This is a genomic window from Bythopirellula polymerisocia (genome assembly GCF_007860015.1).
Lineage (GTDB): Bacteria > Planctomycetota > Planctomycetia > Pirellulales > Lacipirellulaceae > Bythopirellula > Bythopirellula polymerisocia.
On record NZ_SJPS01000003.1, the window covers coordinates 354,545 to 375,372 of the forward strand.

General features: G+C 52.0%; 16 protein-coding genes and 2 tRNA genes. 11 read left to right on the top strand and 7 right to left on the bottom strand.

Annotated elements, in window-relative coordinates; genetic code table 11:
• Positions 1 to 4: 4 nt before the first annotated feature.
• Both Pla144_RS10940 and Pla144_RS10945 read right to left on the bottom strand, forming a co-directional pair.
• Entirely contained in the window at positions 5 to 1,450 is a 1,446-nt protein-coding gene (locus tag Pla144_RS10940) for a sulfatase (RefSeq protein WP_146450710.1), read from the bottom strand.
• A 65-nt stretch (positions 1,451 to 1,515) separates the two neighbouring features.
• Entirely contained in the window at positions 1,516 to 2,436 is a 921-nt protein-coding gene (locus Pla144_RS10945) for a DUF1559 domain-containing protein (RefSeq protein ID WP_146450711.1), read from the bottom strand.
• A 308-nt stretch (positions 2,437 to 2,744) separates the two neighbouring features.
• Between Pla144_RS10945 and Pla144_RS10950 the strand changes: the two genes are divergently transcribed.
• From Pla144_RS10950 to Pla144_RS10960, 3 genes are all read left to right on the top strand, one after another.
• On the top strand, positions 2,745 to 5,504 hold the full coding sequence (locus Pla144_RS10950; protein ID WP_197530573.1) for a nitrilase-related carbon-nitrogen hydrolase: 2,760 nt from the start codon (positions 2,745 to 2,747) through the stop codon (positions 5,502 to 5,504).
• Between the two features lie 85 nt (positions 5,505 to 5,589).
• Complete coding sequence (locus Pla144_RS10955) at positions 5,590 to 6,867, top strand: leucine-rich repeat domain-containing protein (RefSeq protein WP_197530574.1); 1,278 nt, start codon at positions 5,590 to 5,592, stop codon at positions 6,865 to 6,867.
• A 62-nt stretch (positions 6,868 to 6,929) separates the two neighbouring features.
• Positions 6,930 to 8,255, top strand: coding sequence for a GntP family permease (locus Pla144_RS10960; RefSeq protein WP_146450714.1), 1,326 nt, complete (start codon positions 6,930 to 6,932; stop codon positions 8,253 to 8,255).
• Between the two features lie 120 nt (positions 8,256 to 8,375).
• On the opposite strand, the gene Pla144_RS10965 is transcribed toward Pla144_RS10960, so the two are convergent.
• The 3 genes from Pla144_RS10965 to Pla144_RS10975 form a co-directional block, all read right to left on the bottom strand.
• Positions 8,376 to 9,116: a hypothetical protein gene (locus Pla144_RS10965; protein ID WP_146450715.1), complete on the bottom strand. Its 741-nt coding sequence runs from the start codon at positions 9,114 to 9,116 to the stop codon at positions 8,376 to 8,378.
• Positions 9,117 to 9,222: 106 nt separating this feature from the next.
• Positions 9,223 to 9,654: a hypothetical protein gene (locus Pla144_RS10970; RefSeq protein WP_146450716.1), complete on the bottom strand. Its 432-nt coding sequence runs from the start codon at positions 9,652 to 9,654 to the stop codon at positions 9,223 to 9,225.
• Positions 9,655 to 10,366: 712 nt separating this feature from the next.
• Positions 10,367 to 11,197: an alpha/beta hydrolase gene (locus tag Pla144_RS10975; protein WP_146450717.1), complete on the bottom strand. Its 831-nt coding sequence runs from the start codon at positions 11,195 to 11,197 to the stop codon at positions 10,367 to 10,369.
• Between the two features lie 758 nt (positions 11,198 to 11,955).
• Here Pla144_RS10975 and Pla144_RS10980 point away from each other — a divergent pair.
• The 5 genes from Pla144_RS10980 to Pla144_RS11000 all read left to right on the top strand — a co-directional run bounded on the left by Pla144_RS10980 (position 11,956) and on the right by Pla144_RS11000 (position 15,768).
• Complete coding sequence (locus tag Pla144_RS10980) at positions 11,956 to 12,885, top strand: tetratricopeptide repeat protein (RefSeq protein ID WP_146450718.1); 930 nt, start codon at positions 11,956 to 11,958, stop codon at positions 12,883 to 12,885.
• 103 nt (positions 12,886 to 12,988) lie between these two features.
• Positions 12,989 to 13,477: a hypothetical protein gene (locus Pla144_RS10985; protein ID WP_146450719.1), complete on the top strand. Its 489-nt coding sequence runs from the start codon at positions 12,989 to 12,991 to the stop codon at positions 13,475 to 13,477.
• 231 nt (positions 13,478 to 13,708) lie between these two features.
• Complete coding sequence (locus tag Pla144_RS10990; RefSeq protein WP_146450720.1) at positions 13,709 to 14,593, top strand: RNA polymerase sigma factor; 885 nt, start codon at positions 13,709 to 13,711, stop codon at positions 14,591 to 14,593.
• 90 nt (positions 14,594 to 14,683) lie between these two features.
• Entirely contained in the window at positions 14,684 to 15,439 is a 756-nt protein-coding gene (locus Pla144_RS10995) for an SDR family NAD(P)-dependent oxidoreductase (RefSeq protein ID WP_146450721.1), read from the top strand.
• Positions 15,440 to 15,480: 41 nt separating this feature from the next.
• Positions 15,481 to 15,768 carry a DUF1330 domain-containing protein gene (locus tag Pla144_RS11000; protein ID WP_146450722.1) on the top strand — a complete coding sequence of 96 codons (288 nt, stop codon included), beginning with the start codon at positions 15,481 to 15,483 and terminating at the stop codon, positions 15,766 to 15,768.
• A gap of 959 nt (positions 15,769 to 16,727) precedes the next feature.
• Here Pla144_RS11000 and Pla144_RS11005 read toward each other — a convergent pair.
• Positions 16,728 to 16,800: transfer RNA gene (locus tag Pla144_RS11005), tRNA-Ala, on the bottom strand.
• A 91-nt stretch (positions 16,801 to 16,891) separates the two neighbouring features.
• Positions 16,892 to 16,965, bottom strand: a tRNA-Ile gene (locus tag Pla144_RS11010).
• Between the two features lie 241 nt (positions 16,966 to 17,206).
• On the opposite strand from Pla144_RS11010, the gene Pla144_RS11015 reads away from it, so the two are divergent.
• The 3 genes from Pla144_RS11015 (at position 17,207) to Pla144_RS11025 (ending at position 20,717) form a co-directional block, all read left to right on the top strand.
• Entirely contained in the window at positions 17,207 to 19,099 is a 1,893-nt protein-coding gene (locus Pla144_RS11015) for a TlpA disulfide reductase family protein (protein ID WP_197530575.1), read from the top strand.
• A gap of 254 nt (positions 19,100 to 19,353) precedes the next feature.
• Positions 19,354 to 19,614 carry a hypothetical protein gene (locus tag Pla144_RS11020; RefSeq protein ID WP_146450724.1) on the top strand — a complete coding sequence of 87 codons (261 nt, stop codon included), beginning with the start codon at positions 19,354 to 19,356 and terminating at the stop codon, positions 19,612 to 19,614.
• Between the two features lie 314 nt (positions 19,615 to 19,928).
• A complete protein-coding gene (locus Pla144_RS11025) occupies positions 19,929 to 20,717 on the top strand; it encodes a BON domain-containing protein (RefSeq protein ID WP_146450725.1) in 789 nt (262 codons plus the stop codon).
• The last annotated feature ends 111 nt before the right edge of the window (positions 20,718 to 20,828 follow it).

Here is a 20,828-nt window from a genome sequence, read left to right on the forward strand (position 1 = left end):
CCTCCTACTGATTCTGTTCAACTTTTAAGAGCTTCTTTAATTGCTGCCGCGTTTCAGCCAGATCAGACTTTTCAGCCAGATTTACGAGTTCGCGCGGATCACTTTGATGGTCATACAATTCAACTCCCCGTTTGCCATCGTCCCATTCGGTATATCGCCAGCGGTCGGTACGGACTGTGCGTCCCAAGTAGTCCATGGTCTTGGCGTGATCAGCTGCGGGATTAGTGCTTCGTGAAACAACGGTAAATGCTGCAAGTTTCGTATTCTTCGCCGGATCATCAAGCACTTCGGTTAAATTGATTCCGTCTAGATTCTCGCGTTCTGGCAACCCTGCCAGTGAAACCAAGGTGGGATACAGGTCGATCAATTCGACCAGTTGATCGGTTTTTTTACCAGGCGCCTTCATGCCCGGCGCATAGATAATCAGAGGAACCCGATCAGCCTCTTCAAACAGCGACATCTTATGCCAAAAGCCGCCGTGGTCGCCGAGGTGATAACCGTGATCGCTGACAAATACAATCACCGTATTGTCTGCGATCCCCAAACGATCAACTGCTTCCAGCAATACTCCTACCTGGGCATCGACAAACGAATTGCAGGCATAGTAGGCGGCAATCAGCTCGCGTTGTTCTTTTTCAGATAGAGGCTTCTCTGGGGCTGGATAATTAATCGCTGCCGGGGGCAAGCTTTCGTAATAACCATCGGGCGTAGAAAGTGGCAACTCGATCGAATCGGGAGGATACATATCGAAGTACTTTTTTGGTGCCGCGAAAGGAGCATGAGGACGTCGGAAACCAACTCCCAAGAAAAACGGTTCGCCGCGGCCCACTACTTCCTCCATGATTTCGATTGCTTTTCTAGCTACGATGCCATCGGGAGTCTCTTCATCAGGGGTCTTGAGGACCGACCAATCGTTGGTGTGCTCGCCAGGTCCGTCAGGATCGGCTCCAAGTAATATTTCCTCCTCGGGGGGCCGTTTGCCAAACTCGCGAATCTCCACGTCCCACGAACGAGGATCCTCGAAGCCATCATCAGTGTGATAGATCTTGCCAATTTGCGCTGTGAAATAGCCTTGCTTTCGGAAATACTCCGGCAACATCACCCAATCGCCTAAATGCGAGCGGGTCTGTTCAGTCAACGTGTAAACTTGTGTATTGTCCGGCCTGAGACCACTTAGCATCGAGACTCGCGACGGATTACAGACGGTGACTTGGCAATAGGCACGTTCAAATTGCATCCCTCGGCTTGCCAATTCGTCGATGTGCGGACTATTGACACGAGAATTCCCGTAGCACCCTAGGTCGTTGTTCATATCATCTGTGACGATGAATAGCACATTGGGCCGCGTCGAATCAGCTGCTGAAACTGATTGCCTAATATTAGAAAAGCCGAAGAAAAGAAATAGCACTAAACACGTTGGTATCAATAAACCTATATCAGTTCTGGACATGCTTATCCTCGCTAGATTGAAAAGACCCGTGAAAGAACAGAAAAGACATTGTGAATGAGAACTGCTCACAATTCGTCCGCAGGGATCACCTGACCATCTCCGATAGAAGTCAGTAATTGAAAAGCAAGCATATCAATAGTGATGGAGATCGCCTTTACATGCCCATCAAGAAACGCGAATTGGCTTATGCCGTGGTGCTCGCTGCCGAATTTGGTACGTGAGTTGTCCTGCGGGCCTTCTGCAAGACCATCTTGACTGCTGCGGAGAATGGTCGGGGCAATGTCACCAGAGAAAAAAGCGGTGTCTCCTTGGGCAAGCTGCTGCAGCCCACCTAGCGGATTCTCTTGCTCGGGAGGGATGTGCCGTTCGCCCTCGGCAATGGTATTGCTCAAGCCATCTTGCACCTGCCGATCCCCTACTCTTGAGAAGGTAAAAATCGGTCCTGCAACGGTTTCATCAATCGCTGAGAGAGGTTGTTGCTGTTTGTCGACACCATACTCAACTTTATCTCGACCCGCATTGGCCGCGTAGTCACCATTGGCACCCACACCCTCGGCCAATATTTTTGGAACAGATCCATCGATGAAGTCTCGATCTGCTGCCGGAGATCGCCGACTGGGACAGGAGTACGTTTCCACAGGAGTGCGCATGGCTGAGGCGTTATCTGCTTCGAAAGGAGATACATTCCGTTTCCAGGTTTTGAAGACATTGCCACCTTCTAAGTACTGTAGCAAGTGAAATGCCCATGAGGTTGTGAATTCGTCGGTTCCAATCCGCCCAGCGGGAAACTGCTTTTTTGTGTCGTGATACATTTGTGTCGCCAACCCAATCTGCTTGAGGTTGTTGGAGCATTGGTTGCGACGGGCCGACTCGCGTGCTGATTGAATCGCAGGGAGCAGCAAACCTACGAGTACGCCAATGATCGCGATAACCACTAGGAGTTCTACGAGCGTAAACGCACTCAGCCTTTTTCTATTTCGAGCCATAAGGAAACCTCGGGAGGATGTTAGGTTGGCAAAAGCAGGTTTGGGAAACCCGCCGGCTGGAACGCTCAGTATATCGTCCTCCAATTCAACTGGCAATAAAACTCTAGGAGTTCACAAACAAGCAATAGGCTGCATTTCTTTTTTGGGTCCGGCAACTACCGCACGAATTGCCAAGCGTCGATTTCTGGTTTCGCAAATTTCATTCCTTGGCAAGATTCTGGCTGAAAGAATCATATTGAGTTAAATTGAAATTCTTGGTCGCACTTTTCCTGATGTTTCGACTTCTTGCTCTTGAGAGGAGAACGGCAATGAACAGATCGGTGAGCATTTTCCTTTTACTTGCAATTACGTTTTCACCACTGACATGCCTAACTGCCGCCGAGTCGAATCCCGATCAACTTCGCATTGCAGGTATAGTCCTCAAATGGATTCGTGGTGATCGTGATGCCAATATTTCCCGCTTATTTCCGCTTGTCCGCAAGGCTGCAGCCAACGGAGCACAGATTGTTTGCACGACAGAATGTTTTCTGGATGGCTACGCAATCGAAGACAAAGAAATTCCACTGGCGGACTTTCGCGCGTTGGGCGAAATAATTCCAGGAGGAACATTTTATGAGCAACTGCGGCAACTGGCGGACGAGCTAGACATCTATCTGATCGCCGGAATGCTGGAAAGCGACGGTGATCAGCTATACAACACGGCCGTCGTCCTGGATCCACAGGGGCAGCTACTCGGCAAATACCACAAGCAGATGCTCGGACACGAGTCGGTGCGTGTTTCCCCGGGGGACGAATCATCAGTCATTGAAACCCCCTTCGGCAAGCTGGGGGTGATGATTTGTGCTGACCGCAGTAATGAAGAGGTCGTTCAGCAATTTTGTTCGCGAGGGGCTGACCTTCTGATCTGCCCCTCGGGGGGGATGTTTGGCCCCGAAAAAAATGATCACATTCTGCAGCGTCGCTCCAAAGAGAACAAAAAATACATCGTCTTTACTCATCCAGACGAATTTCTGGTCACAACTCCTGAAGGGGAAATAGCACAGCGAGTTCTGCTCGGAGAGAAACTGAATCTCGATGACGATGAGACCGGCACAACTGAAGACTCAAGTGGTGTATTCTTCACTGACTTTCAACGTCGGAAGGGTGCATGGCGCGCCAGCTCCATATCGAAAGCACTAAGTCAGCCGCTTCTTCAGAGTGGGCTTTCAAAAAAACAGGTGCGATCCTATGTCGATGCACGAATACCAAAGGTAGAACTTCCAGCAAAGAAAGCCGAGTGGAAGAATGAAGCTGCCCGCCTTCGCGAGGAATTTCTGGCGAGAGTTATCTATCAAGGGGAAGCAGCAGCTTGGCGTGATGCAGAAGTCAAGGTCGAGTGGTTCAACACAATCGATGAGGGCAATGGCTATCGGATCAAGAAATTTCGCTACGAAGCGCTACCCGGATTCTGGATTCCTGGATTGCTCTACGAACCGGAAGTTGTCGCCGACAAGATGCCGGTGATGATCAATCCCAACGGCCACCACCGAGGTGGTAAAGCGATGCCCTACAAGCAACGGCGCTGCATCAATTTAGCGCGGCGTGGTGTTCTAGCCTACAACCTTGAGTTCATCGACATGGGGCAACTGCACGATGGCAACAACAAACACAACCGTCTAGTTCAACTAGACCTTTGCGGTACGAGTGGCGTGGCTCCTTTTTATCTGGCTCTCAAACGCGGATTGGACATAGCTTTATCGCATGAGCATGCCGATTCAACGCGAGTTGGTGTCACTGGCTTGTCTGGCGGAGGCTGGCAATCAATCTGGCTCGCTGCACTCGACACTCGAGTCACAGTCGCCAATCCTGTCGCCGGCTATTGCAGCATTCACGAGCGAGTCAGTGGCGACAATAACATCGGCGACGCGGAACAGATTCCCTCCGATCTCTGCTCCGTCGCCGACTATACTCATCTCACTGCCATGATGGCTCCTAGGCCACTACTTCTAACGTACAATGCCCAAGACGACTGTTGTTTCGTTCCCACCCAGATCTTGGAGCCCTTGGAAACTGTTGGGCGTGCTGCCTATGGCTTATTAGACGTTGATGACAACTTCCAAATTCATATCAATGAAGATCCTGGTACGCACAACTTCGATCAAGACAATCGCGAAGCACTTTATCGATTCCTGAAACAACATCACTTCTTTTCTGATCCGGATATCGAGCCTGTCGAATTATCCATCAGCGATGCTGAAATTAAGTCAGAGGAAGAACTTGCCGTACCAATGCCAGCAAATAACCTGACATTACACGAGCTAGCTTTAAAACTAATTCCGTCTCTTACCAGCCAGAATTCTCTTCCTGCGGAGGAGGCGACTGTATTTCAGTCGCTCGACAGGCAAAGACAGCTTCTGAATAAGATCGTCCAGCGACCTCATTACGATGTAAAGCCCGAATTCTTCGAAAGGGAGCAATTAAAAGAGATAACCATCTCTCAATGGCGATTGAACGTCGGGGGCCATTGGACAATACCAGTAGTCGAATTTGACCCGGTAGATTCGAACAGGGAAACTTATATCCTGCTGAGCGATTGGGGCAAGCAGTCGATGATCACAGACGTGGCACGACTGGTTGCTGGCAGAAATCGGGTACTTGCCTTGGACTTGCTGGGATTTGGTGAAGCGGACCCTGGAAGCGATCCAAAAAGCTACGACGATGTGATGCTGATGCTGATTGCCACAGTGGGCGACCGACCTCTCGGGATTCAAGTTGCCCAATTGACTGCCATTGCTCAGTGGGCTACCAGAGAATCAGGTGAACAGCTCCCGCGAGTCTTTGCCACAGGTCCCCGCAACAGCTTGATTGGTCTCGTTGCTGCGGCGCTGGAGACCAGATCGATAGCAGGCATCGAACTGCGACAAGCTAGACAATCGCTCCGGGAGATCATCGAACAAAACCTTAAAGTCGAAGACGGCCCAGAACAGTTTTGTTTTGGGTTGCTTGAACAATTCGACGTGCCGCAACTGGTCGCAATGGTCAAGCCAAGACCGATTGTTCTTGGAGACATCAACGGCGACAATGATTAAGCATGGATTATCATTCTCAGAGGAACCGTATGGTTTCTTCAACCCTTCTCATCATTGGCCATTAGTTCACGAAGCGGATTTTCGCATGATATACGCATCGAGTGTCGTGGTCTTGTTCTTGATGCTCCTGCTAGCCATCGCGGTCCGACAATCTGAGACTCGCTATGATACTGTTGGATACATCCTTGGCGCATTATTGGGTTTACTCGTAGGCACCATCTACGGGATGTACCTCAATCAGCCTCACTTGGTGATGACAAACCAATCCTGGCTGTTGGTTGTGTCTATGATCGCGGGAAGCTTCGTTGGATTGGCGGTAGCATTGAAAACACATAAGTGGTGGATAGTGCCACTAACCACTTCAATCCAATGGATGATCTCAGGACTGCTTCACTTCAGTCTCGGTACGGTGTTCATTCTAATCACGCTGAGTGCAATCGGCTTGGGAATCGTAGCACACCGCATGAGCAAACAACGAACCGTCCAGAGATTACTTGATCGCAACCTGCATCTTTCATTTGACTACCAACTTGACCCTTCCGGAGAGTTCTTGCCAGAAACTCAGGCACCGACACCGAAATGGCTGCGGCGGTTGGTGGGTGAAGATTACTTTCGCACGCTGAAATCTATTCGGCATTCTGGAAATGTAGACATTCGTGATAGAGACATGAAACATCTGGCAGAATTTCCTGAATTGGAAATCCTCGACTTGCACAACAATCGCATCACCGGCGCGGGACTACATGAGATCTCACACTTGCACAAACTGAAAATGCTCGATCTACGAGACAACCAAATAGAAAATACTGGATTATTGGAACTGCGCGGCATGACGGAGCTTCGCGATCTCAATCTTTCTGAGAACAAGATTTCAGATGAGGGTCTTGCGCATTTGGCTCCTTTGATTCACCTACGTATTCTTGACTTATCAGACAACGCTCTTACTGGCGAGGGCCTGTGGCATTTAGAAGGGCTCAGAGAACTTCAATACCTAGAGCTGTCCGAAAACAAAATTGTTGGTCCAGAGCTATCCCGTCTTCGCGGAATGTCGCGACTGCAATATGTGGATCTCAGAATCAATCCGCTCACACTGTTCGATTTTCAGCAATTGATTGAATTGAAGAACCTGCAGACGTTGGACTTGAGTTGGACCCAGCTCGACGATTCTCAATTGAAACAGCTTGGCGATTTGAGCTCGTTGCAAAACCTATCGATTTCGGGAACGGATATCACTGACAAGGCTGTTCTCTATTTGTGTAAGGCTAGAGGCTTGCAACAACTCTCTATCAACGGAACCAAAATCACTGTCGCTGGCGCAGCACAACTCCAAAAGGAGCTTCCAGAATGCAAGATATATCGCTAGGCTGGGCGGATCCCTGTATGATTTGGGTGGTCGCAAAATGGTTTTAGGATGAAACAGAATTAATGCTGAATCTATGCTATCTGTTGTTCGTCATTGCTTTGATAATCATCGCAACGACCAATCTCAAGGTTCATCCATTTCTCGCACTCCTTATCGCAGCAATACTCATTGGATTTCTCGGCGGCTTGAATTCCACTGATGTGCTCACGAACCTTAGTGAGGGATTTGGAAATACGCTCATGAGCGTTGGCATCATCATTGCCTGTGGCACGATTATTGGAACTTTTCTAGAACACACTGGTGGGGCGAATACGATAGCTTCCTGCGTGATGAAGTTAGTTGGAGAAAAAAGGTCTCCGTTGGCCATGAGCATCACTGGCTTTATCGTCTCAATACCGGTGTTCTGCGATTCTGGCTTCGTGATCCTCTCGACGGTTAATAAGGCTTTGAGTCGGAAAACGGGCATTTCATTGGCCGTCTTGGCAGTAGCCCTCTCGACAGGACTTTACACAACCCATGTCTTTGTGCCTCCCACTCCAGGACCGCTGGCCGCGGCTGGGACTCTAGGAGCAGATATCGGTCTTGTGCTGATCTGGGGGTTGGTTGTTTCTATCCCCACTGCTGGAGCAGGATTGCTCTGGGCGATATTCTATGCTTCCAGGTTTTCCATCGTACCAAAGGAGATTTCGGATATTGGCGTTGAAAAGAATCCGCACGAAGACAACGCGATTCGAGCCTTTATGCCTTTGCTCGTGCCTCTCTTGCTGATCACATTAAAATCAATTGCCGATTCTCCTGCCGCTCCATTTGGGGAGGGGAACTTCCGGAACGCAATCCAGTTTCTAGGGGATCCTGTGATCGCACTGCTCACCGGGGTACTTCTAGTTATCTTCTCAAGAAAGCAGAATTCGCCGGAAACTGCCTTGGGGTGGGTTTCAGAAGGCCTGATGAGCGCTGGATCGATTATTCTTATCACTGGTGCCGGTGGAGCATTCGGAAATATCCTTCGTGCAACTGGTATTGCTGATGAGTTTGCAGCGGGTATGGCTGACTGGCACTTAGGCATTATCCTGCCGTTTCTGATCGCAGCAGCAATCAAGTCGGCACAGGGCTCCTCGACCGTCGCCATTATCACAACGGCAGCATTAATGACACCACTGCTGCAGCCGATGGAACTCACAGCGCCAATCGCCAAGGCTTTGGTGGTGTTAGCGATCGGTGCCGGTTCGATGACCGTTTCTCATTTCAACGACAGTTATTTTTGGGTGGTTTCCCAATTCTCTGATATGAACTCTGAAACTGCCTTGCGATGCCATACCGCCGCTACCTTGGTACAAGGATTGACTGGAATCGCGACAATAATAATTCTTGAATCTATACTAGTCTAGAATCAGCAAGCTAGTTCGGGCGGTAACTACCTTTGTCCTGGCTCACGACCAGTAGTTTCGCATAAATCCAGAGTAGAGTTCGAATAGAATTTGATCCGGAGTCGCTCAGCGGCAAGCGGCTCAGGCCGCCCTCTCTTGGGGATAACGGTTGCCGGCGAGCGAATTGAAGGCGTTGCGGACAATTGCCTCTCGGGAAGGATCAGCAAGAATGGCCCTCACCTGAGCGATGGCGTAACTTTTGCACTGCACACGAATCATTGGCAGACCGACCGCGGCCAACAAGAGGGCTCCTCCAAAGGTAGCCAAGCCGACCTCGTAAACCTGGAGAGCGATCAGCACGAACCCCGTCAACACAAACACCGCAGTTGCTTCCAGCCCGATCCAAAACCACGACCAGAGGTCGAGTGCCTGATGAATCAGATGTTCGTCAATCTTCGGCGACTGGCTGCTCGCAAACTGGTAAAAGGCTTGCCGCATGAGATCGTGCCGTTGGGAGAGCCAATGTTTTTCGGTTACCGTATCCACATCGATCCCGACCCTGCGGCCGAGTTCAGTCAGGATCACCTCGATATCGAACCGCTCCCGGATTCCAAGCCAGTGTCCCAGATGGCTGTGGATACGAAACACCCGAGCAACCATCCCCACTGCAAGTGCCGGGAGCAAAGATCCACCCGGAACCGGGAGCATTTTCCCCTCACTCGTTTTCAAGCCGATATCCAGCTGGCTGAGTAAAGTCTCCATGACTGGCACATGCATGCGCAACAGCCAGAACGCTCCCAGCGCGGCAGCCGAGGTAAACCAGCAGATGCGATTAAGCATTGATTGGTAATCGGTCACGGGAGCTAGTGGATTGAGAGCCATGTTTTTGTTTTCTAGTTGAATTCGGCTAAGATATTTCTTCTCCGAACAAATGTCTTCACAATAAACGCATCTACTAGGAACATAAGCAACAATCTAGATTTCGTCTTTAATCTGATACGTAGGCTGTTTGCTCCAATTGGCTTTGATCTGTCTTGCTATAGAGTTCATTGTTGTAAGGAGTTAGCGATTGATTGATGTCGTCTGGAGAATATCGCCACATCGCTCCCGTGGCGGAATCAGCAGCAACGCCAGGTACACCGCCAAGCGTGACATTGCCTAACACCCAGGGATTAACTTTCGGGACAATCGCTACAGTTGCAGCCTCGTAACCAGGCTTCTGAATTGTAGCTGTGTAGCGAGGTGCTTTCTTGAAAAATCCGTTCCCGCGTTTGAGCGAGACTTTTGCCGGCGTAATTCCCGTTGCAACGGTCTCGCCTTTTTCATTGCTTACCTTTACCTGGGCAGATGAAGGAGAACTGTGAATAGAAACCGATGTATCCCGACCGCTCACAACCGAATCAAATCTACTAGCTGCCATTACGCCTGTAGCAATGCAAACACAGAGAATAAGCTGTCTACAATTCATCGTCTTGTCCCGAACACGGTTGAGTATTGATTAGCAGCTAACAATTGCCTGAAAAAAGTAAAGCAGGCTACTCGAAAGGTGATCAACGCGAGGAGATTTCACGCGAATAGTAGTGAATCAGACGCTACTATTAAAGAGCAACTATAGTGCTGGCATGGAGCCGTCAAATTGCGAAAACTCTGGGCAGAAAGTCGCATTACGGAGGCTTGAGGTAAATCTACGCCTACTCGCTACTATCTCGGCGGGAACGCATTAGTGAGGTGAGCACAGGCTTCTGATTTGCATGAGAAGCACCGCAAGCGGCTCATTACTGCCTGATAAGGCAGTTGGGGGCCGTCCCACTTAGGGATTACCTGTTTGGCGAAACATGATTACGAACTCGTCAGAGAGGATCCTCACCGGACCGGACGATGGATCGAGCCCTCCAAAACTTTCGAAAAACCACGGTCCGCATGGAGCGTAAAGCGTTCGCTCTTAAAAAACTTTTGGATCAGGACTTGAAATCCCCATAGCTGTTACCGCCGCGCGTTTGCGAGTACGTCAAGTCGCAGAGGTTGGTCCACCCCGCTGCGCCCAAATGAAAACGCGATCCTACAAAAGTGGGGCGAACTGGTTCTGTAAACTATCCCACGGTGCACGTTGAATCTCGATTGCCAGTCCCACCTCAATTAGAGTGTTTCCGCACGAATCTCAACAACAACGGATGCGCTGGCAAGGCCATTTCCCCGTGGTCGTAGCCCTGCAGTTCGTGAAGCTCGACATCGGGATGCCCGACCACTTTCATCATCCGCCACATGTAGGCGTTTTCTTCGTAACGCCCAAGCATTTCCAAATCGCGGTCCCCCGTCAAGAACAGAATCGGCGGCGCGTCGCTCCGCACGTGGAACAGCGGCGCCATCTGGTCAACAACAGGTTGCTTTTCGTCGATTCCTCGCTCCGCTCGGACTGTGAGATGCGTAATCGCATGACCGCTACAGGGAATCAGCCCAGCAATCTTATTCGCATCGATGTTGTGTTTCGCCAGCCAGCGTTTATCTAAACCGATCATGCTGGTTAGATAGCCTCCAGCCGAATGCCCGCTCACGAAAATCTTGGTTGGATCTCCGCCAAACTCCTCTATATTCTCAAAGACCCATGCCACGCTTGCTGCGGCGTCTTCGACGTACGCGGGTGACTTCACCTTAGGATGCAATCGATAATTCACTGCTACGACGCCAACACCCTGCGATTTTAGCTCCGGAGGCACAAAACGTTCGCCTCCCGTGAGTCCACCACCGTGAAACCAAACGATCGTCGAGAAGCCCGCTTTGTCCGGATAGTATACGTCCAGCAGGCAACGTTCACTGCTGTACTTGGAAAGGTCTTCACCAGTGCGATAAGGAATATCAGCCTTCGTATGATAGGTTGCTTTGAGATCGGCAGTGTCCTGGGCAAAGCTGACGTGTGCACCACAAATCAATACCCATACAGTCAGGAGTTGCTTTAGTGATTTCATCCTAAGAGTTCCTATTTGCGATCTCGCGTCCGCAGGCACACTAAGGCTTGGATTGCAACCGAATTCCACTGCTTAGTCTAAGTAACCTAATCTCTGTGTATGCTATTCTACGGTCGCTCTTGCCTGGTGCAAGTCATTCCCTATCCACGCTGCGCCTACTGACCTGCAGGTTGCTGCGCTCCTCCTGTATGGATGATCGGAGTCCTCTGCAACCGAACGCGCTGAGTTGGCATCTTCGACATCTGGAAGGGATTCTGCCAAGCCACTGAAGTGCTTTCGCCTAGGAGACAACTCTGCGAGTCTAGGCGGACGGAATCTGCCGAAAATGGTCCAACTTCCCGCACGAAGCACGACCGCGAACTGCTGGAGGTCGATTCAGCGAGAGCAGTTGCCGTGTCTAACTGGCAGTTTCAGAATGCCGTCCGCAGGTCGTTGGCTACGTGACTTGCGGCCGATGGCTAGGGAATTCGAACCGTACAGGAACTCCTGGGGCACAAAGACTTTCTCACGACGATGATTCACACCCATGCCCTGAACCGAGGCGGGCGCGGTGTCCGCAGCGCCGCGGACGGCCTTATTTGTCTAGCCGATGAGCGTTAGGCAGTGGCGCCCTATCATGCGGCGAAGGCAGTGACAACGGGGCAACCGACGGCTACAACTGGACTTATGCGAGAATCAGCTGTCTGCGTGTTAGGCCGCAAACTTGCGACCTACAGTTGATAGGTGGAGATTTCCTATCAACAAGTTAGGCCTCAGCCATGTTTGGACGCCTTTTCGGTAAAAAGTCGAAATCACAGTCCGTTACACACGCGGATGACACCGGTGGCATGATCGAAGCCTACGATCAGCACGGCAATAAAGTCCTAATCGAGCGCATCGAATACCGTACCCGTGTCCTTCCCGGCATCTTCAAGGACGCATGGAACGATGCTGATAGTCTCTATGGCGCAATCGTGATGGCTCTCAACGACGGTTTCCTTGCTGAAACGGTCGCTCCTGCCGAACGGCTTCGCGCCATCGACCAAAGTGGCGAGCGAAGTGCAACTATTCTTGGCATCGTATTGATGAAAAACAACGAGCTGTCCCGCGCCGAAAAGTGCCTTGGCGACTACCTCAAAGAACAAGACTCCGGCGTCGTGGCGACGAATCTCGCAAAGGTATACGAAGCACAGGGTCGTCAGCACGAATCACGGACCACCTTGCGCAGAGCATTGGCGATTGACCCTAACCAAGATAACGGCCTCGAATGGTTCGCCGCGATTGCTCGTGAGGAAGGTGGGGAAGAAGCCTATCTTACAGCGATGCGTGACATCGCAAAAGAACCGGGAAGCTGGCATGCACAATTGTGGATCGCGCGGGATTTCCTCGAACACGATGACGTTCGATCAGCAATTGCGATTTACCAGCAGGTGTTGAGTTCTGCAGAAGTTTCCGAAGACGGCATCATGATGATCTCAGGTGATTTGGGAAACAATGGCTATATCGAAGAAATCATCGAACTGTTTCTGCCGCTCTTTGATGTACATAAACACGGAATTCAAGCAGGACTTAATCTCGTGCAGGCATGCATCGAGTCACATCGGAAGCACGATGGGTTGCGGATTTGTGATGACCTTCTATCGCTGAATCGTTACGACTTAAAGCAAATAATCGACGAACGACGGGAGCAGCTCACTGCGATGCACTAAAACTAGGCATAACAATCCGTTGGACACGGAGCCACGGGCCGCGCGGATCCCGAAATCAAAGTCGTTCTCGGCGGTCCGGTGAACGGTTAGACAAGGAGACAATATGTCCTTGAAGGACGCTATTTATCGCTTTCTCTCTTTCACTCCTACCCTGCCCCCGGAGCCCGCAGCGAAGATAACTCAGCACGAGCAGCTGGTCCAACTCCTGGACCGCGTGCATGCCGAAGCGATCATGCCGAACGTCGACGCGCTCGCGCGCATCTGCCTCGAGCGCGACGTCGCGCTCGTCTTCTACGAGATCGGCGGGCCCGACCCTCTGACCGATCGCTCGGCGAAAGAGGGAGCACTTGCGTTGGGGTGGGAAGGAGGCCGCGTCGAGATCGGTCGCTTAACCCACACGCAGGCGGGTAAGATGGCAGACGAAATCGAGCGTTCCGACCCTGGCGACGTCGCTGCGATCTCGTGGTTCCGTCGCCACTCGGAAGGTCGGCTCTTCGTCCTCGTCCAAGCCGCGACGTTCTGCGTCGACTTCGACCCTGGCAAGGGCTTCTCGATCGCGCCGGGAACCACCGACGCGGAATGGAAGTCTTAGCAGATGCGGAAGTCCACCAACTGTGCGCGTTGGATAGACCGACTTGGCTTCGCTCCCTTATGGCCGCTGGCTTCTAATGTCAGTCCTTGCGTATGTTGGAGCAGTAGAATTTAGCCCTCGGCGTCAAAATTGCCGCCTTTCTGTCACATTCTCTCCCGGAAGGTGTCCAAGTGGTTGGTATCACCTGCAGCCGCGTAGAATGACCTAATCCACCAGCCCAGAAGAATGAACATGCACAATCCATTTTCAGAAGCTACGGACGATGATTCGGACGACCTCGAGTTGGTTTGCCAGGCCAATAGCGGTGATCGTGACTCTCTCGAAAGGCTCGTGCTGCGGCATCAAGCATGGATCTACAACATTGCCGTTCGCATGGTCTTTGATCCGCAGGATGCCGAGGAGGTGACGCAGGAAGTGCTAATCAAGGCCGTCACCCGACTCAGCACGTTTCGCGGCGACAGCAAATTCCGCACTTGGCTCTACCGCATTACGGCGAATCACATCCTCAACATGAAACGCCGCGGCGCTGAGGCAACGCCATACACATTCTCCACGTACGCGGATGCTATCAACGGCACTCCCGACCTCGATTTGCCCGATCCGAAAAGCGTGCCCGTGGATGTGCCACTGTTGGTTGAAGAAACCAAAGTCGCCTGCACCACGGGCATGCTGCTTTGCCTGGATCGACGACAGAGATTAATCTTCACGCTCGGGGAAATCATCGGCGCGAGCGACACCGTCGGCGGCGAAGTCATGGACATGACGGCCGACAACTTCCGCCAGTGTCTGGCCCGCGCCCGCCGTGATCTGTATCAGTTCATGAATCACCAATGCGGTCTCGTCAATGCGAGCAATCCTTGCCGCTGTCCCAAGAAGACGAAGGGATTCATCGATGCAGGGCACGTCGACCCGCATCGCCTGCTCTTCGCCGCTCCCTACGTTCAGCGGATTCGGGACGCCGCAGTGGGTACTATTCGCGAGATCGACGACGTCGCAGATCGATCCTTTGCGGCCATCTATCGCGATCACCCATTCCTTGAGCCTACGGAGCAGGCTCAATGGCTTCGGCGAATCCTTGATCTACCTGAAGTTCGCGCGACACTGCGTCTGAACTGAGAAGTTTGCCACGGTGCTTGTCACAGTTGGCACCACAGCGTGTCTATGCCATTGAGAGACAATTTCTTACTGGTAATGAGGACGCAAGTCATGTTGCAACTTAGAAAGCGGGTAGCCTTGGTAACCGGTGCATCGAAGGGTATCGGGGCAGCAATTGCCAAGGAACTGGCCATGGCAGGAGCGGCGGTCGCCGTCAACTACGCAACCGACCGAAGTGGCGCAGATGCCGTGGTGAAAGAGATTACCGAGGCCGACGGCCGCGCCGTGGCAATTCGGGGTGACGTGTCGAACTTGGGCGACGTACGTCGCTTGTTTGCAGAAGTCGCAAAAGCTTTCGGCTCGCTCGATATTGTAGTCAATAACGCGGGCGTCTACCAACCGATGAAGATCGAAGAGCTCACCGAGGACGAGTTCCACCGGGAATTCAACACAAATGTGCTCGGCCCATTGGCCGTGATCCGAGAATCACTCGACTACTTCGGTTCAAACGGCGGCAGCATTGTTAACGTCGGTTCCGGTGCATCGCAAATGTGTCCGCCCGGCTATTCGATCTACGCCGCCAGCAAGAGTGCCCTCGATGCGGTGACCAAAGTGCTCGCCAAAGAATTGGCCCCGCGCAGCGTCCGAGTCAACTCTGTTAACCCCGGCGCCACGTTGAGTGAGGGGACGAAGTCGGCTGGGTTGTACGGTGCTGGCAGCGAGTTCGAGCGCCAGCTTGTCGCAATGACGCCGCTTGGCCGCATCGGGACGCCATTGGATATCGCAAAGGTTGTCGCCTTCCTCGCGTCCGATGATTCCGGGTGGCTCACGGGCGAAGTGATCTTGGCGTCCGGCGGCCTGCGATAGTTGGCACTGAGGAAGTAGTTCAGATCAACAAAGGAGAATCTATGTCAGCTTACATCGTGTTCATTCGTGAAAAGACGATTGACGAGTCGGAGTTGGAGACCTACTGGGAGAAAGCACCAGCCGCGATGGAGGACCAGCCGATTAAAGTACTGGCTGCGTATGGTCATCACGTAACGCTCGAGGGGCCAGATGTCGAGGGCATTGTCATTGCAGAGTTTCCAACGGTGGAAGAAGCGCGCGACTGGTACAACAGCCCAGCGTACCAAGAGGCGGCTCAGCATCGGCTCCGTGGTGCAGTTTACCGCGGCCTCATCGTGGAGGGCGTGTGACCGGTCAAGACCGGGCCCTTCCAGAGATCTGAGGGAGACCCGAGGTCTTGTTAGGGCTGAGGTTTCCCCGAGCACAATCGCAAGTTTCAACGTGCCGATGGTGCATCAGCCGAGGCGGCTGGGCAACAGCTTTAAAGCGCGGCGGTCTGCACAGCCGCTCACGATAACTGAATCGAGCAACGTTCCTCGGCTTTTATCGACCGTCGCTAATTGATATTGTAGCTTTGACCCTTCAAAATCACTCTGTGAAGGGTTAGATATCGGACCTGTGTGAATCGTCGGGGGCGTTCCCCTGCCGTTGCCCCAGAGACCCCTGGCTTGCCTCCTTTTACCCAGCCAGATGAGGTCCATCCGAGTAAAGCATGCGCTGGGTTCATCGCATTTGGGGTGGTTCCGGAACCTGGGCGTGCTGGGTGTTTGTGGTAGTTCTTTCTGTAACTATACGTTGTCTTAACTTTGCGAAAGCTTTTGGCCGCGCGATTTGTTAGAATCGGCCTTGAAAAAATTGCCGTGGCCCACGTTGGTGCTGCGCCGATCTTTGATAATTGAACTCTTTCCTTCCGAGCTCAAGTAGCCACCTCGCTCGCCGCGACTCGGCTAGAGATCCGTCGGTAGAGCGCCTGGCCGTCGATTGCTCGAAGCGATTTCTTTTTGTCACACGGAGAGGTAGTTTTGTGTTACAAAACTATGGGACAAACACTATAAAACAAGGGGTATGACGAGGGTTATTTAATAAAAAAAACGGATTTCGATAAAAAAGGCACGACAAAACCCCCGCTTCGATGCGCAGAAGCAAGCAAAGATGGTTGGCCATACGCAACTCGCGATCGCCCGGCGAATGCTTTATCCGGAAGAGATCCCCAAAAAATCGGGAGAGCCAAGGCCAACAGATGCACCTATTAGGAGCCCTTTCCGTGGCATTGCGTGTGACTACGCCACAGCGTTCGCCTTAAAGTTAGTGGAGCCGAGGGGTTTCGAACCCCTAACCTCCGGCTTGCAAAGCCGGCGCTCTCCCAATTGAGCTACGGCCCCGAGGGGAGCTTTCAGTCGTTGACTAATAGCTCTCATCCAGGAAAATCTCTGGTCAATTGCTAACAGCCAGTTGCTGTTAGCTCAATACCAGTGGGCGCACCAAGACTCGAACTTGGGACCTCAGCCTTATCAGGGCTGCGCTCTAACCAACTGAGCTATGCGCCCGATCGGGCACATGGCCGGGAAATGTCGCCCGCGGGCGTCGCTCCCGGCTATTGCCGAATCTCACATTCTAAAACGCAATTCAATGCTGTCAAACCGCAAAAAGGGCGATTCCACGAGCCAGGTTCGCTCTGGCCGGTTAGGCGACAAAAACGCTATAAGGGGGTGTGAATTTTGCCTAGCAGCCAGGCATACGGATGATATGCTTCTGAGTTTATTGGAGACCCCTACAAAGGATTTTGCCATGTTCTCCCCCTTCTATCGTCTTTTTACGGCCCTGAGCCTCGTGATACTTTTACCTGTTTCCCTTGTGCAAGCAGCCCCCTCCGTGGCCGATGCCCTCAAATTAAGGCCTGTTCAAAAGGGTGCAGACTATGACACGCCCGAGGCGGACAAGATCGGTGATTGCACGATCAAAGCCGAAAAAATCAATGGATCCACTGCTTGGGTCATCCGTGGCCCCCAAAGCGAAATCCTCCGCGAGTTCGGTGATACTAATGGCGACAACGTCGTCGATACTTGGAGCTATTTCCGCGATGGGCTGGAAGTCTATCGGGATATCGATTCCAACAACAACGGCAAGGCAGATCAATATCGCTGGTTCCATAGCGCCGGTATTCGGTGGGCTCTGGATCAGAATGAAGACAATATTATCGACAGTTGGAAATTAATTTCTCCGGAGGAAGTATCCGAAGAGGTCGTGGGTGCACTCTCCGATAACGATTTGGACCGTTTCAAACGCTTGCTCCTCTCCCCCGAGGACATCAAGAAATTGGGGCTCGATGCTGCCCGTGCTGAGCAATTGGAAAAACGCATCGCAGCTGCCCCCGATAAGTTTAAGGCGATTCTCTCCGCGCCTGACTTAAAGCCAGGATTCGTGTTTAGCGATTTTGGCGGCATCAAGCCCGGTATGGTACCTGCTGGCTCCCAAGGAGTTACCAAAGACCTGATGGTCTACGAAAGCGTATGGGCGATGGTGAAAAATGGAACAGAACATCGGCAATTGCAATTAGGTACGCTAATTAGTGTCGGAGGTGCCTGGAAATTGATCGATGGCCCCACTTTGGGTACAGGCCAGCAAGTGGCGGGTGGGTTCTTTTTCGATCCAGGCGGGCAAGGAATTGGTGAAAGGGCCATCGTCGGCAGCGATGTAGCACCTACTGAAAAGCTCCAAGGTATGCTCGCCGATTTGGAAAAAATCGACGAAGAACTCAATTCCGCTTCACAGGCAGACAAACCTAGCCTCAATAAGCGACGCGCAAGTGTTCTCCTGGCAGTAGCCAATTCCTCCGCTGATCCGTCCGAACGAGAACAGTGGCTGAAAAATTTGGCAGATAGCGTAAGTGCTGCGGCACAAGAAGGGAGCTTCCCCGGCGGAGTGGCCTATCTGCGAAAATTGGAAGAACAGCTTGCCGAGAGCGAGGATGCAAAGGACCTGCTGGCCTATTTTGAGTTTCACCGGATGGCCGCAGAGTACTATGGCATCACACTCACTCAACCGGACGTCGACATCTCCAAAGCTCAAGAGCAATGGATGAAAGACCTGGAGGCCTTCGTCGAAGCACATCCGACATCGGAACACGGTGCCGAAGCAATAAGAGCTATGGCTATGGGATATGAAATGTCAGGCCAAACCAACGAGGCGATCAAATGGTATCGAAAGATACTAAGCGACTATCCCAAGAATATCGCTGCTAAACTTGCTCAAGGAGCGATTACCAGGTTAAGCAGCGAAGGGAAAGAAATTACGCTCAAAGCGACGGACCTCAAAGGTGAAAAAGTCGACCTCAAGGATCTCCAAGGCAAAGCGGTCGTCATTCAATACTGGACCACAACGTCGGATGTCTGCAAGGCGGATCATGCTGTGCTTAAAGAGCTAGTGCAAAAATATGCTCCCAACTCGTTGGATGTGATAAGCATCTGCCTGGATTTCAATCGTGATGCTGTTATTGAGTACCTTCAGGCCAATCGATTGCCATGGAAACAGCTCTACGAAGAAGGCGGTTTTGACGGTCGCTTGGCAAATGAACTCGGTGTCGTGACTGTGCCCTTAACGATCATGGTCGGTCCCGACGGAAAAGTCATTTCGAATAATATCCAGACTGCCGAAATCGAGACTGAACTCAAGAAGCTGTAATTCTGATCGCTAAGCGGCAGACCTCTTGCGGCTCGCGTTTTGTAATTCTTGCAACGAAGTGTACGAATGGACCTCTGCCAGGGAGAGGATGCTTCCCGTTGGAGGAGAATATCAAGGTTACTCCCTTTGGCACGCAAATCGCACCAAAGCTTTCTCCTGTTCAACAGCTCATCGAACGCTTTTCGTGCTAGCAAATCTCTTCCCTAGATTGACATCAACGCCGGTGACGGATCTCCCGCGAGAAGGACTTCAAGATGGAACATACCTTTGCTCTGGAAATAACTTGGGTTGCTATCCACCTCGTTGGGCTCATCGCAGCCTGGATGGTTCGCCAGGAGGCAACTGCTTCTCGTCAGGCACTTGCGCAAAGCGGATTCTTTGCTTGCTTGCCGCTCATTGCACTGCTGACCATTCTTGGCCAGGTCTACTGTCTCGACATGTGGCCCCTATCAGCTGGGACCTTGGGAGCCATGATAGTAACAGCCGTCGTAGACTTTGGTCCACGAACATCTTGAAGGTGCTCCGCTTCGCATAATGCTGGCAATGAGCTGCCTTGCGTCGTCAAACTCTACGCAGACTACCCATATCTTCAGCTGTAGATGTTTTTTCCGTCAGAATCGGAAAAAAACTCCCTTCCCGCAGCCTCGCGCGCCGAAACCATACTGCAGATCGACCAATTCGACTCGCGTCGTGGTAATTGATACCTCGTTGCGACTCAGAGGTCTGGATGCACCACGTAGGTGCTGCCCGGTTGCAGCGTATCGGCCACTAGCTTGAGTCAAATGACTCAGCGAGAGGACAGAGCAGCGAATAATTCAGGAGGGGGACCATGCGAAGTTTCATGTTAGGTTTTGCGTTGCTGATCACAGCGCTGGGTCCAGCGGTTTCGACTACAACTGCTGCTACCAGCAATGAGAACACAGCACAACAGATCGCCGACAATCTCAAAGAGAGTGGTCGGCTGAAGGGCTACCGCGTCGGCGTGAAGTACGAAGATGGGGTTGCATGGCTGAAGGGTACGGTCACCAGCGAGCATCAGAAGATGCTTACTGAGGAGATTGCCCGGAACAGCGAAGGCGTGCAACACGTCATCAGTAAGATTGAAGTGGTTGGCATTGAAGAAAGTGCCACCCCAGCCTCTTTTGAGCAATCTAAGGCTGCTAGCAACAGCGCACCACAACGACAGGCCTCACGCCAAGTGGCTCCCCGACAGGCACAACGCAATAGCAGCAACATGCCTGTCCCTTATGCTTACACAAGCCCACAAGGCAACATTCAGGCCGCTTCCTACAGCCAACAGGCCCAATATTGTCCCGAAGGGGGATACATGCCAGGGGCTGATGGCGGCGGAGGTGGCGGTGGTTTTGCCCCCGGTTCCATGGGACCGTCGGTAAACTACGACAATCCACAAATGCCTGGTTACGCATGGCCCAGCTATGCAGCATCACCAAACTATGCTGCACTGACTTATCCCAAGCAGTACTCAGCATCGGCTTGGCCTTACATCGGTCCATTCTATCCTTATCCTCAGGTTCCACTGGGCTGGAGGAAGGTGACACTGGAATGGGATGACGGCTGGTGGTTCCTGGATTTCAAAGATTGCAAGAACTGCCGCTAGTCCAAGTTTGGGTTAGATCAACACGGTTCCCAACCCTCGCCCGGATATTCACGGGCGAGGGTTTTCTCGTTGGGTGCTATCAATGAAGTGGGTTCAATGCTAGCGGTTTTC